Below are 13,768 nucleotides of genomic sequence, written 5' to 3' on the forward strand. Positions count from 1 at the left end.
TTAAATCCCAAACCGTTAGGTAACGAACTACACTCTGTTTATTTTTATGATGAATTGAACGGATGGGCATTCGGCGGATCATCCGTATTAAGAATGCGTGAAGGTTCACCAAACTTTACCATTGTTCCAACAGAATGTATATTATTTGAAAACAATATATCCCGGTAGAGAAGCAACAAAAAGATATTTAAATAGAGAGGAATAGAAATGAAATATTTAGATAAAGAAGAAAAAGATTTAATTGAATCTTACGAAAAAGGTGAATGGAAAGCCATCAAAAAGAAAAACCAAAAGAATTATATAATAGCAGCAAAAGAAAGCATATCTAAAAACAAACGAATAAACATTCGATTGACTTCAAAGGATTATCACGATATTCAAGTGAAAGCAATAGAACAAGGAATTCCCTATCAAACATTAATTTCCAGCATAATCCATAAGTATAATAAAGGGGAATTAAAATCTTCAGCAATATAGTGTCAATGGTATAATACAGTGTCGGAAAGAAAACATTCAAACTGAAGGCAAACTTGTAATGATGAAGCCAAAATTCAATCCGCTAGTTTTATGAAAATTAAGATGAAGAATTTTGTTAAGCCAGTCATTAACCGGGAAGTTATTTTATTATTTGTAATTGCGTTTTTACTTTCTTGATTTTAGTGGCAGCAACACTGTATGCCGTTATACCGGTAGCTTCAAATTCGAAAAATATCCTTTTATGAATTATTAAAGAGAAAGAGAAATCTTTAATGCTTTATCTATTTCACTCATTTTTGATTTACTTAATGAACCATATTTGGTGATTAATCTTGCGTCTTTGTCAACAGTTCTAATTTGTCCACAATCAACGTAGCTTTCTTCCTTTAAAACGCCCTCACCTTTTTCAATAAATATCATAATGCATGAAACAATTTATTTATAATTTGAATTCAACTTATTAACAATTTGTTAATGCTGCCTTAACATTAACTTAACATTCATAAAGTAATTTTAGACGAGAATTTTTTTAAACAAGGAGTATCTATGAAAAATTTGTTTTTACTAATTGGCTTTTTTGTAATCTCATTATTTAAACTGCAGGCGCAGGATGTAAAAGAAAATGTAAAATTTAGCGGCTTAATGTTCGGCGACTACTTTTACAACATTGATAATTCGGATATAACCAAGAAGGATTTAAGCGGATTTCAATTTAGAAGAATATACATTACCACTGACTATAATATTGCAGAAAATTTTGAAACTCGTTTCAGATTGGAAGCTGATCAGGGTGCTGGATCATTAACCGCCGGTGGAAAAATTGGCGTTATGGTTAAAGATGCATATTTAAAATGGAAAGGAATTTTCAGCGGATCGGATATGATTTTTGGTATTTCTCCTACTCCCGCTTTTGATGTATCCGAAGGAGCTTTTCAGTATCGCGCAATAGAAAAAACTATTATGGATCTATTCAGTATCGTTCCTTCAAGAGATTTTGGAGTTGATCTAAAAGGTAAATTAACAGAAAGCGGTTCTGTAAATTATTGGTTTAAAATTGCTAATAATTCCGGCAACGCTCCGGAAACAGATAAGTATAAAAGATTTTACGCGCAATTTCAGTTGAAACCTGTTGAAGGATTTATAGCTACTTTTTATGGTGATTTTGCATCGAAGGCAAATAAACTTGATAAATTCGATAACCAGACAAAATCAAACGATCAGGTAGTTGGGGCAGTATTTCTGAATTACAAAAACAAGGATAATTTTTCGATTGGAGCCGAATCATTTTACAGAAGTATTCAGAATAATTTTAGTAAAACCTCCACTCAGGCGTTGCAAAACCAAAATAGTTTTGGAGTTTCTTTTTGGGCTTGGGCTTCTTTGTCGGAAAAATTTAGAGTGGTTGGAAGATTTGATAATTATGATCCTAATTCTGATAACTCAAATGATGCCGTGTTATTATTACTTGCCGGTATCGATTTTAGACCTGTTAAAAATGTAAGCATTATTCCAAACTTTGAACTATTCAAATATGAAGGAAAAGATCCAAAAGATTTAGTCGGTAGAGTAACATTTTATTATCAATTTTAATAAAGGAGTGAAAATGAAATTTCGAATAATCATATCAACACTATTAGCCATTTACTTTTCTTCAACTTCAATTGCGCAATTACAATTGAATGGAGCAGGTGCAACTTTTCCTTTTGTTATATATTCTAAATGGTTTGATGAATACAAAAATGCGACTGGTGTTCAATTCAATTATCAATCAATTGGCAGCGGTGGTGGCATCAAACAAATTATTGAAGGAACTGTAGATTTTGGTGCAACTGATGGACCTATGACTGATCAACAATTAGCTGATGCTAAAACTAAACAGGGTACAGATATTCTGCACATTCCAACTGTAATGGGAGCGGATGTTGTGTGTTATAATTTACCTGGTGTTGCCAAAGGGCTTAAGTTCGACGGTGAAACCCTATCGGCTATATTTTTGGGAAAAATTACAATGTGGAACGATGCCGGTATTAAAAAACTAAATCCAAAATTAAATCTTCCTAATAAAGCAATTATTGTTGCGCATCGTTCTGATGGAAGCGGAACCACTTATATTTTTACAGATTATTTAACAAAAGCCAGCAAGGAATGGGAATCGAAAGTTGGTAAAGGAACTTCAGTTAACTGGCCTGTTGGTTTGGGTGGAAAGGGTAACGAAGGTGTTGCCGGTTTGGTAAAGCAAACTGAAGGATCAATCGGTTATGTTGAATTAGCTTATGCAGTAAAAAATAATATTGCATACGCTGATATGAAAAATAAAGCCGGTAAATTTATCGAAGCAACTTTTGCTTCAGTTAGTGCGGCTGCCGAAGGCGCTTCCAAAAATATGCCTTCAGATCTACGCGTTTCAATTACTGACGCGGACGGAAAAGATTCTTATCCAATTTCAGGATTTACCTGGTTGCTTATTTATCAAAATATAAAAGATGATGCAAAAGCTAAAGCATTGGTAAAATTCTTAAAATGGGCAATGAATAAAGGACAATCCTATGCTACCGGGCTTTACTATGCTCCACTTCCAAAAGCCGTAGTTAAGCTGTGTGAAAAGAAAATCAGTTTAATTACTGTGAATGGCAAAAAAATTAAATAGTGCTTGTAAGTGATTATTGGATAGTGTTGAAATTAAAACAGCTAAAAAAAACATAATAAAAAAATTCTTTTCATCGTACAACTTCGGCGATTTCATATTCGAAAGACTGACACTACTCTTTGCGATGTCAGTCTTTCTTCTTGTTTTGTTGATGGGTTACGAGATGTACCAGGGTTCCAGAATTTCCATTGAAAAATTTGGGTGGAGTTTTTTAACCAACTCTACATGGGATCCGGTTAGGGAAATTTATGGTGCTTTGCCTATCATTTATGGTACTCTGGTATCTTCATTCCTATCTTTAATCCTGGCATTACCACTTAGTATTGGAGTGGCAATTTATCTGTCAGAAGTAGCTCCACCCTGGTTAGAGAAACCTCTTTCATTTTTAGTGGAACTTCTGGCAGGTATTCCAAGTGTTATCTACGGTTTATGGGGAATTTTTGTATTAGTTCCTTTGATACGAAATTATATTGAACCTTATTTATCGGATAAGCTTGGATTTTTACCATTCTTCCGCGGTGCACCTTATGGATTTGGAATGTTAGCCGCTGTTTTGATTTTAACAATTATGGTGCTGCCAATAATTTCTTCCATTACCCGTGACGTGTTAAAGTCTGTTCCACATTCCCTGCGAGAAGCTGCATTAGCGCTTGGTGCAACTAAATGGCAATCCACTATTATTATTTTAAAGGATGCTAAATCCGGAATACTTGGCGCAACCATGCTTGGTTTTGGAAGAGCAATTGGAGAAACAATGGCTGTAACTATGGTTATTGGCAACAGAGCTTTAATTTCTCCATCCTTATTTGATCCATCTTACACAATGGCAAGTTTAATAGCAAATGAATTTACTGAAGCAACCTCGGATATGTATATGAGTGCATTGATTCAGCTTGCGCTGGTTCTTTTTATAATTACAATAATTATTAATGCACTTGCAAGGTTCCTGGTTTGGAGTATGAGCAGGAAATGGAAAACGATATAATGAATTCAAAATTTTTCTTTTATAGAAAAAAAATAACAAGCACAATTATGATGTCTTTGACATTTGTTGCTGCATTGGCAGCAATTGTTCCGTTAGTTTTCATTTTCTATTATACAATTTCTAAAGGCATTACTTATTTCAATTTTAGTTTTTTTATTTCCATGCCCAAATCGGTTGGTGAAACTGGTGGTGGAATGGCTAATGCAATTGTTGGTACATTAATTTTAATTGGTATTGGTGGCGCAATTGGAATTCCCGTTGGCATAATGACAGGAACATATTTATCAGAATTTGGTAATAACAAATTTGGGTTTTTAGTAAGGTTTTTAACTGATGTATTAAGCGGCATTCCTTCTATTGTTGTTGGTGTAGTTGCTTACACTATGATTGTAGTTCCTATGAAGCATTTTTCTGCATTTGCTGGTGGGGTTGCTCTGGGAATTTTAATGATACCAACAATAACAAGAACAACAGAGGAAATGATAAAGCTGGTTCCTCATTCTTTGCGCGAAGCTGGGTTAGCATTAGGAATACCGAAATGGAAAACTACTACTGCAATTATTTTGCGTACGGCATGGAAAGGAATTGCGACCGGTGTTTTACTTGGTTTATCAAGAGCTGCCGGAGAAACCGCTCCTTTACTTTTTACTGCTTTAGGTAACCGTTTTTGGTCCACCAATGTTGGGCAGCCAATTGCTTCATTAACAGTATACATTTACGATTATGCCAAAGCTCCTTTTGAAGATTGGAATCAACAAGCCTGGACTGGTGCGTTAGTGCTGATATTGCTAATCTCAATTTTAAGTTTGTTGTTTAGAATTATAACTCGATCAAAATATAAATCAAATTAAATCTTCCGGATAAAAATGGATATCAAATTATCAATTAAAAACTTAGAAGCGTATTATGGCAAAAATAAAGTTTTAAAAGACATCTCAATGGAAATTCCCAAAAATAAAGTTGTGGCAATTATCGGTCCTTCTGGATGCGGTAAATCAACATTTATAAGATGTCTTAATAGAATGCACGAAGTTGTTGGCGGTACAATTAAAGGATCAATTTTACTTGATGGAGAGGAACTAACAAAAACTGACCCGGTACTATTAAGAAAAAGGGTGGGGATGGTATTTCAGAAACCAAATCCTTTTCCGACAATGTCTATTTTCAATAATGTTGCCGCAGGATTAAGATTAAATGGAATCCGAAACAAAAAATTAATTACGCCAATTGTTGAAAGGTGTTTGCAGCAAGCTGCACTTTGGGATGAAGTAAAAGATAATTTAGGTGATTCCGGAGCAAATATTTCCGGCGGACAGCAGCAAAGATTATGTATTGCCAGAACGCTCGCCGTTGATCCGGAAATAATTTTAATGGATGAGCCGGCAAGTGCACTGGATCCTATTTCAACTGCCAAGATTGAGGAGCTTATTTTTAAATTAAAAAAGAACTATACAATTGTTATTGTTACACATAACATGCAGCAGGCTGCAAGAGTAAGCGATTACACCGCCTTCTTCTATTTAGGTGAACTTATTGAATATGACGTGACTAAAAAAATATTTACAAACCCGGCAAAAAAACAAACCGAGGATTATATAACCGGCAGGTTCGGTTAAGCAATAAAACTGACTTAAAAGTATTACAAACCAAAAGGTAAAAATGCTTACACAATTTGAAATAAAAATTGAAGAAATAAAGAAGAACATTTTAGTGATGGCAAGTATTGTGGATGCAATGGTAGAAGATGCCTTTGCAGCAATTGAAAAAAATGATGCAGAATTCATTGCATCAATAAAACTACGTGATAAAACAGTTGATGAGTATGACATTCTGATCCAGGAAAAGTGCGAAGGTGTTTTAGCGTTGTTCCAACCAGTTGCAACAGACCTGAGGTACATCATCACAGTGCTGATGATAAATAATCAACTTGAACGATGCGGTGATATTGCAGTAAATATTTCTCAAAGAATTAAAAAACTGGGTGATGCTAAAAATCTTTTCCGTGAATCTGAAATAATTGATATGGGGAAACAAGCCCGGTTAATGGTAAAAGAAGCAATTGATTCATTTATTAATGAAGATATTTCGCTTGCCAGAACTATACGTGAAAAAGATAAAATTGTTGATTCTTATAACAAAACAATTTTTAATTTTCTTGTGGAAAAAATGCAGGCGGATAGTTCTGTTATAAATCCAGCTTCTCATATGATAATAATTTCCAAACATATTGAACGGCTGGCTGATCACGCGAAGAATATTGCAGAAGAAGTTGTTTTTTTAATTGATGCAGAAATTGTTGTGCATAGGAAAAATTTAAAAGAATAGTAATATTACGCAGGCCATCTAATTATTCAATTTCCAAGTTGGTTCAGTTTCCAGATATCTTTCTGATTGATCCGAAGTACCGGTGAGATTGCGAGAATACCAGTCTTACCAATATTTTTCTTAAGATATTTTAATTCGTTTAGTTTTTGTTGTACATCTTCATCTTTATTAACTGCAAACCCACTTTCAGTTAGCAGCAAATTGCTTTTTGCTCTTAAAGATAATTCCAGGTATAAACGAATATAGCAAATCATATCAATAATAATTTCACCTGGAAAGCGATCCTTTATTGAAATTATATACCTACCACTTTTGGTTTGGGAAAATTGCCCGCTCTTTGCCATATTTAGTAAACGCAGCTCGGTATCAAATTCTATCTCCAACCATTTCCTCAACGATTTTTCATTCTGCTCGAAGATTAAAATAATTATGAATGGAACACTGACGCAGATAACTAATGTTGAAATTAGCGGTGACACAATAAACTGGTTGTAAATGGAATGCAGAACTACAGCCGCAATTAAGCCCGGAAAAAACAAATAAAATCTAAAAGATTCTTTTTGACTAAACATATTCATAAAAATGACTGAAAATATTAATGTGCAGCTACCATGCATTAATGCTGTTCCAAATCCGCGTACAATCCAGATTGTTAAATTACTGCTGTCAATCATATTCAGATAATAAATATTTTCTACAAACGAAAAGCCGGCGCCAATTGCAAAACCTAAAACTGCTCCATCAATTAAAAATCCAATTCTGCCCCGGTACATTAGCAAAATAATTATTGATGCTTTCAAAGTTTCTTCTATCAGCGGGGCAATATATTTTGAGTAGGTAATAAAACTTATTTGCAATTCGTTTAAGAGAAATGAATTTATTAAGTAAGATATTCCGGCACTAATCATTCCCCAAATCAAGCAGGAAATTAAATCAAAGTACTTAACCAGCTTAAAGCTGTCTATGTAAATTAGAAAAAGTAGAAATATAAATACCGGTATTAAAGCAACTATAAAATTCATTTCTGGTTATCGCTTATAAAAGTTTTAGTGATAACATTACTTCATCAGATGGTTTCTGATATTTATTGAATGCCTTTCCATAACCAACAGAAATGGTTGACTTCAGAAGGGAGAAAAGCACAACTTCAAAATCGAGTTGAGTGCCGACATTTAAATACTGCTGACGTAAATCGCTTTTATCAAAATTTGTAATTAGTCCAGAGGAAAAGAAAGCAATTCTTGCAAAGGTTGAATAGAAAGATAGAAATCCCATTTCTCTAAATCTTAAAGCAGGTAAATCCCACTCAATTAAACATTTGCTAAAGTTAGTTCCACCAAGTGAATTTAATTCCATTCCGGGAAAGCTGTAATAGGTTCTATATCTTCTAACTTCCTGGTAATCAACATAGTTATTTCCGAATCCGCCGAAATAAAAATTAGCAAACGCATCAGCCCTGTTATTTGCAAAAGAATTTCCTACCGAACCTCTAAACCATATTGATGAATGATTCCACGGAGTTAAGAACCCATAATTCAAATTTGCCCATACACGGGGATAAAAATTCTTATTAACATAATTATTTTTTGAATTGAACTGGAATGAGAAACCAGCTTCGTCATCAACACTACCAAGTGATTTTCTAAAGCGTGAATATTTTATGTCTCCGCTTAATGAGTAAAGTTTATCGAATGAAGCCGCCACGTTTTGATAATCAGGTACTCTTTCCAAATCTCCAAAAGCTGCTGCACGGATTGTGTAATCCATTTTTTTTGGCGTTTCATCAATTAACATTTCATTGTATTGCAAAAGAAAGGAGTAACCAGCCCGGCTTGTTTTTGTTGGTCCAAACAAATCATAGAAATCCGCATGATTATATTCTGCCTCAAACTCCCAGTTCCAATACCGCATTGCTAATCCTAAATGTATTCTCTGCTTATTCTGAATTAATTTATTCGGCGAATAAGAAGCCGACATTGATATTGAGGAAAGTTGGATCGGATCCTGTAATTCCAATCTTAAACCATAGGATGGAAAAACTTTGTATCCTTCAACTATCGGGTAAAGGGAAGTGAACCGTAAATAATTGAAGGGAGCATACCCACCATTATATATTGTTAAAGAATCAATTTTTATTTGAGCGGGTGAGCCGGCTTTCCACGATTCCAGTACCGGATATTTTTCAATAACTTTTTGTCCAAGGTAATTTATTGCATTTACATCTTCCAATACTTTCTCCTTGAATAATACCGGTGAAAATCCCTTACCGGAATATTTAAATGCGAGGATTGAATCCGTACTAATTTTTATTGGTCTAAAGAAACCGGTTTCCGTATTGCTTATCGTCTGCATATCCTTTTTTTCAAAATCATAGCGGAACGTATTGGATACTCCGGTCAAATAGGAAGTACCGTACAAATATTTTCCATCTGGTGAAAAAACAAAATTTGAAGCGGAGTTATTTTCAAACTCATAAAGCTCTTCAAAATCAAGCTTACCTTTAATTGCATTTTGAATATCAATCCTGACGAATTTTTGTTTTCCGCTTATTTCCGATTTAGTCCCGGTCAAATATTTCCCATCAGGAGAAACATCAATATCAAAAAGATCCTGCCCATAAGTAATTGAATAGATTGTATTCCAGCTTTCATAAGGAAACGGAATATGCACCAACAAAGAAATTCCATTGTTATGCTGCATTCCCCAAAGAGATTTATCTGCTTTATCAAATACTAAATCGCCAATCCTTGCTCTCTCAATTAGAGTTTTAGATTCATCAGTTACCAGATTGTATGAATTTATTGTTCTCCAGTTTTGGCTGTTATTGGTTGTGTAAAATAAAGTTGATGACGAATCATCGTAAGCAAGCGAGGTAACATAATACAGTGCTGGCGAAGGCATATCTATCAACTTTTCAATCTTTCCATCTGTTAAACTTATGGAAGAGATTTGAGCAAGCTGCCCCGGATAATTTATTCCAGCGTAAATTTTATTTTCTTTCCTGTTGTAAAACTGCCGGGAGACTGAGCCCAGAGTTTCCGTCCCAATTTTTTTAAATTCGGTAGTTGGATTCTCTCTTATCAATTTGATGTTGTCATTCTGCAAATCTTGCTCGAATGAAATCCATTTATCCCACTCGTTTCTTATTGTTGTTTTATATACTTCTTTGAATTGTGAATCATAAAGAGTGTAACTATCATCAGTTCTTTTGTACCAATTTAAAAGTTTCTCCGGTCCATATTGATAAGAAAGATAATTAACGAATCTTGTTCCGTATAAATAAGCATTCATACCAACTTGGAAATCTATTGTGGTTCCTTCCGATTCCAATCCCACAGCATTATAAAAATAACTGCTGTCATTTACCATTGATCTGAAAACCATTTCATCATAACCACCAAGAGCCCGTCCAACACCGCCGGCCATCCAGGTTTCCATAAATACAGCTATGCCCTCGTGGTACCAGCGTGGTGAGTAACGGCGCGGGCTTGCTAAAAAACTGTAAAGCAAAGAAAGTGGCTGCTGATTTGTTGAAGAAACTTTTCCGGAAAATAGTGATCGGAAAAATCTATCGCGGTTGTTGGGTTTATCGCACATAACTATGTGTGTTAATTCGTGATTCATCAACCAGTTCATTCTTTCATTAGCCGGCATTACATCGTATGCATAATCAAATGGTTCAATTGCTACAATTAAAAGGTTGAATGGAATATTGATTGCACCGGCATAACCCCAATCACCAAAATCGTGGAAAAGCACCGCAAGCTGTTCATCTGATTTGTAATCCCATAGTTTATTGTGAAAACTCATTGCGTTTTCAAAACAGCTTGCAAGATGAGGAATTAAATAATACTGTCGCTGATCAACAAAAATTGTGTTTAGATTTTTAGTTTGAAAGGAATTAAGTAGCTGTGCATTAGCAAAACCAGAAAGCAAAAAAAATGTAATGAACAAAAAATATTTTAATGATGCGGCAGCAACAGTTGTTTTTTTCATTTGGCAGCCCGATATGTTTAAAAATAAACTATGCCATACATTGTAAGTATGGCATATCAATTAATAATGAGAAGATTATTTCTAATTATCTTAGGATTTAATGCTATCCCTAACTGATTATCTTTATGGCGTCATTAGTTCCATTCCCAATTGTTCATTACTATTCATAACAGCAAGTCCATAAGGAGCACTCGAGTTAAACAAAGAACCAAGTGGACATAAGTTGTTTAAGCTGGATGACCCTAACTGAGAACTTCCAAAAGCCATTGCAAATGATTTATCCTTATTATTAAAAGCAAACAAGCCAATTAAATTCTGGCTTCCGAAAGATGCATTTGTACCAAGCACTTTGGATTGAAGTTGTTCTTTATTACCAGATACTTTATTAGTCAGTTGTTCTTTATTTCCAGGAACCACCGTACTCGTTCCCATTTGCACATTATAATAAATTCCAAGTGCCATATCTTTATTAAAGTTAACATTTTCTTTGTTTGAATAAACACCAAGGTTTCCTTCCTTATTAAGAATTATAATACCCATTACATTATCTTTATTTCCAATTATTCCCGGTTGTTTATTTAGGAGTAAAGCGTTATGCACATTTGGAATTGCATCCACCATCTTCAGAAATCTTTCCGCAATTTGAATACGGAAATTTTCATAATCATTTAATGTTTTTTCAATTTCCAGGTTTTGATTAACAGTATCCTTTTTGCTTATTTTGGAAAGTAGAGTAATGGTGTTATCCAATGTACTCATATTTTGATCGATGTAGGATTTGAATTCATCAAATACTTTAGAATTCTTTTTTAAAAGATCAGCTCCCTTAATAATATCTTTTTCGTTTTTAGTAAGTGATAATATTTTATTTGTCCAATTACCTAAATCCTTGTTTATATCTGTGATGAAAGCTTTATAATCACTTAACTGGGTAATGGAAGCATTAAGCGATTTTTCATCACTCAGCATAACGTTTTTCAGTTTTACATCTTTCGCACTTATCTGCCCGGCATTATATTTTTTTACTTTACCTATAGTTCCGCTTGTTTCATCAACTGTTGCCGGCGGAAATAAGTAAGAAATAACTATTATTGTTGCTACTATAACTACAACCACCACTAAAACAAGTTTCATATTCTTTTTCAAGTTGTCCTCCTGTTAATATTATTAATGCGTATTAATTAAATTTTGGTAAATCTCTTTTGAATCAGCAAAAATTTTAATTGATATTTTTTCCTGTAATTGATTGCTGTTAAATAAAATTAGAAAACTATTATCACCCTTATTAACTATCTGAACGAGGTTTTTTGCAGATACAATCCTGGAATCATTATTCTGAATTAACGGTTTTAACGCGTAAAGTTTTAATTTGTCCTGGTTAAAGCCAAGATTTATTTTTACTTCCTCTGTAGAAGCGATTTTTAATTTTGCTATTACCCGGTCAGCCAGGAACTGTGAATTAAATGTTGCTTTAACTTCTGGTATGTCTATGGAAACATAATCCGCTTCCTTAAAATCACCATATGTTTCAATGCTGCCCATAGTACCGGAAAGTCCGGAACCTGTTGAACTAATATCGCCCGAAGTATTTTTATATACGAGCGACAGAACAATAAAGCAAGCAATTGCTCCTAACGCAAATGAACCTACATAACGAACTTTTGGTGAATTAAAATAGAATAAGAATGATTGGAATTTAATTTTCTTTCTGGATTCAAATTTTTTATTTCTTAGTTTAGAAATTACTTGATCAGAAAGATCAATATCATATTCTTCCGTTTTTTTTCTGGCAAGTAAGGTAAAGCAAGTTTTCATTTCATCATAGTATTTCTTTGCTTCGGGATTAGTGCTCATTTCTTTTTGAAGAATTTCTTTTTCTGTCACATCGATAATATTATCCAAATCTTTGTTTACCAATTCCACCAATTTATTTTTATCCATCTTAAAACTCTCCCAATTGCACTAAAATATTTTTAAGCAGATGTCGCGCAGTAAACAATCGAGATTTAACTTTGCTAACCGATATATTCATTGTTTCAGCAATCTCCTCGTACGAAAATTCCTGGAAGTGTTTAAGTATTATAAGTGTTTTCATATCATCTCTTAGATTGGAAATTGCAGCGTTTATTCTTTCCGATTCTTCCATTTTCAATAATTTATTTTCTGGAGTTGCAAGATCGAAGAAATTTGATTCATCGATTTCATCATTAAATTTTCTTGAATTCCGGAAGTTAATGGATTCATTAACTCCAATCCTGTAAATCCAACTAAAGAATTTGTACTTATCATCATATAAAGAAAGATTTTCATAAGCTTTAATAAACACGTTTTGTGTTACATCTTTGGCATCTTCAAAATTTTGAATCATTCTAACTACCAGGTTAAAAATTGGTTTTTGATATTTCTGGATCAACTCTTTAAAGGATGAATCATTTCCTGCAAGAATTTCTTCAACCAGAAGGTTATCAGATTTCTCATTCATAAGTACAGTTGGAATTTAAAAAAGTTTATTCCTTAGTTAATTAAAAATATTCTCTTCTTAACTGTTCATAAATATCATCGGTTAATCCTTCTTTCTTTCTCAAGTCCGCGAATTTATCCAGCAAGTCATTTACAGTTAACCTGTTCTTTTCTTGTTCCGGAATATCTTCAATAATTTTTCCCCGGTACATCATTATTGTTCGTGTTCCTAACTCCAGCGCTTGCTGCATACTGTGCGTTATCATAATTGTTGTAAGATTATTAAATTCAACAAATTTCCTTGTCAGTTTAACCACTTGCAAAGCAGTTTTAGGATCAAGTGCTGCTGTATGCTCATCCAGTAGAAGCAGCTTTGGTTTATTAATAACAGCCATTAAAAGAGTTAATGCCTGGCGCTGCCCTCCGGAAAGAGAGCCGATTAAATTATCTAACCTGTCTTCCAACTGCATTTCCAACAGGGAAACCTCCTCTTTGAAATAATTTAAAAGAGGTTTGTTCAGGTTTATCTTCGGTGTTCTCTTCTTACTTCGGTTATAAGCTATCAATAGGTTTTCAGCAATTGTCATATGCGAGGCTGTACCGCTAAATGGATTTTGGAATACGCGGGAAACGTAGGCTGCTCTTTCAAAATCTTTTTTTCTTGTTACATCTTTTCCATCAATCTCAATTTTACCTTTATCAGAAAATATAGTACCAGAAATTATATTAAGAAGAGTTGATTTCCCTGAGCCATTTGTTCCAATAAAAGTAAGGAATTCACCATCGTGCACTTTCAAATTTATTTTTTCTAAAGCAACAACTTCATTTATCGTTCCTGGATTAAAAATTTTTTCTGCATCGATTATATTTATCATAAA

14 protein-coding genes are annotated in these 13,768 nt (G+C 33.8%); 7 read left to right on the forward strand and 7 right to left on the reverse strand.

Annotated elements, in window-relative coordinates; genetic code table 11:
- Nucleotides 1-207 precede the first annotated feature (207 nt).
- Nucleotides 208-477, forward strand: coding sequence for a hypothetical protein (locus NTX22_18205; GenBank protein MCX6152464.1), 270 nt, complete (start codon nucleotides 208-210; stop codon nucleotides 475-477).
- Nucleotides 478-726: 249 nt separating this feature from the next.
- On the opposite strand, the gene NTX22_18210 is transcribed toward NTX22_18205, so the two are convergent.
- Nucleotides 727-897 (reverse strand): type II toxin-antitoxin system PemK/MazF family toxin, encoded by a 171-nt coding sequence (locus NTX22_18210; protein ID MCX6152465.1) that lies wholly within the window; start codon nucleotides 895-897, stop codon nucleotides 727-729.
- 126 nt (nucleotides 898-1,023) lie between these two features.
- Between NTX22_18210 and NTX22_18215 the strand changes: the two genes are divergently transcribed.
- The 6 genes from NTX22_18215 to phoU are packed head-to-tail and all read left to right on the forward strand — an operon-like array spanning nucleotide 1,024 to nucleotide 6,434.
- Nucleotides 1,024-2,067 (forward strand): hypothetical protein, encoded by a 1,044-nt coding sequence (locus NTX22_18215; protein ID MCX6152466.1) that lies wholly within the window; start codon nucleotides 1,024-1,026, stop codon nucleotides 2,065-2,067.
- 13 nt (nucleotides 2,068-2,080) lie between these two features.
- Complete coding sequence (gene pstS, locus NTX22_18220; GenBank protein MCX6152467.1) at nucleotides 2,081-3,124, forward strand: phosphate ABC transporter substrate-binding protein PstS; 1,044 nt, start codon at nucleotides 2,081-2,083, stop codon at nucleotides 3,122-3,124.
- 16 nt (nucleotides 3,125-3,140) lie between these two features.
- Nucleotides 3,141-4,109, forward strand: a complete 969-nt coding sequence (gene pstC / locus NTX22_18225; protein MCX6152468.1) for a phosphate ABC transporter permease subunit PstC — start codon at nucleotides 3,141-3,143, stop codon at nucleotides 4,107-4,109.
- Nucleotides 4,094-4,960 (forward strand): phosphate ABC transporter permease PstA, encoded by an 867-nt coding sequence (gene pstA / locus NTX22_18230; protein MCX6152469.1) that lies wholly within the window; start codon nucleotides 4,094-4,096, stop codon nucleotides 4,958-4,960. The genes pstC and pstA overlap by 16 nt, the downstream gene beginning before the upstream one ends.
- Nucleotides 4,961-4,975: 15 nt before the next feature.
- Complete coding sequence (gene pstB / locus NTX22_18235) at nucleotides 4,976-5,725, forward strand: phosphate ABC transporter ATP-binding protein PstB (protein MCX6152470.1); 750 nt, start codon at nucleotides 4,976-4,978, stop codon at nucleotides 5,723-5,725.
- A 43-nt stretch (nucleotides 5,726-5,768) separates the two neighbouring features.
- Nucleotides 5,769-6,434 carry a phosphate signaling complex protein PhoU gene (phoU, locus tag NTX22_18240; GenBank protein MCX6152471.1) on the forward strand — a complete coding sequence of 222 codons (666 nt, stop codon included), beginning with the start codon at nucleotides 5,769-5,771 and terminating at the stop codon, nucleotides 6,432-6,434.
- Nucleotides 6,435-6,460: 26 nt separating this feature from the next.
- Here phoU and NTX22_18245 read toward each other — a convergent pair whose 3' ends face one another.
- The 6 genes from NTX22_18245 to NTX22_18270 all read right to left on the reverse strand — a co-directional run bounded on the left by NTX22_18245 (nucleotide 6,461) and on the right by NTX22_18270 (nucleotide 13,765).
- Complete coding sequence (locus NTX22_18245; protein MCX6152472.1) at nucleotides 6,461-7,456, reverse strand: PrsW family intramembrane metalloprotease; 996 nt, start codon at nucleotides 7,454-7,456, stop codon at nucleotides 6,461-6,463.
- Nucleotides 7,457-7,469: 13 nt separating this feature from the next.
- Nucleotides 7,470-10,430 carry a hypothetical protein gene (locus NTX22_18250; GenBank protein MCX6152473.1) on the reverse strand — a complete coding sequence of 987 codons (2,961 nt, stop codon included), beginning with the start codon at nucleotides 10,428-10,430 and terminating at the stop codon, nucleotides 7,470-7,472.
- 123 nt (nucleotides 10,431-10,553) lie between these two features.
- Complete coding sequence (locus NTX22_18255) at nucleotides 10,554-11,576, reverse strand: hypothetical protein (protein MCX6152474.1); 1,023 nt, start codon at nucleotides 11,574-11,576, stop codon at nucleotides 10,554-10,556.
- A gap of 21 nt (nucleotides 11,577-11,597) precedes the next feature.
- Nucleotides 11,598-12,371 carry a hypothetical protein gene (locus NTX22_18260; GenBank protein ID MCX6152475.1) on the reverse strand — a complete coding sequence of 258 codons (774 nt, stop codon included), beginning with the start codon at nucleotides 12,369-12,371 and terminating at the stop codon, nucleotides 11,598-11,600.
- Between the two features lies 1 nt (nucleotide 12,372).
- Nucleotides 12,373-12,912, reverse strand: coding sequence for a sigma-70 family RNA polymerase sigma factor (locus NTX22_18265; protein ID MCX6152476.1), 540 nt, complete (start codon nucleotides 12,910-12,912; stop codon nucleotides 12,373-12,375).
- A 40-nt stretch (nucleotides 12,913-12,952) separates the two neighbouring features.
- On the reverse strand, nucleotides 12,953-13,765 hold the full coding sequence (locus NTX22_18270) for an ATP-binding cassette domain-containing protein (protein MCX6152477.1): 813 nt from the start codon (nucleotides 13,763-13,765) through the stop codon (nucleotides 12,953-12,955).
- Between the last annotated feature and the right edge of the window lie 3 nt (nucleotides 13,766-13,768).

This window comes from Ignavibacteriales bacterium (genome assembly GCA_026390815.1).
Lineage (GTDB): Bacteria > Bacteroidota > Ignavibacteria > Ignavibacteriales > SURF-24 > JAPLFH01.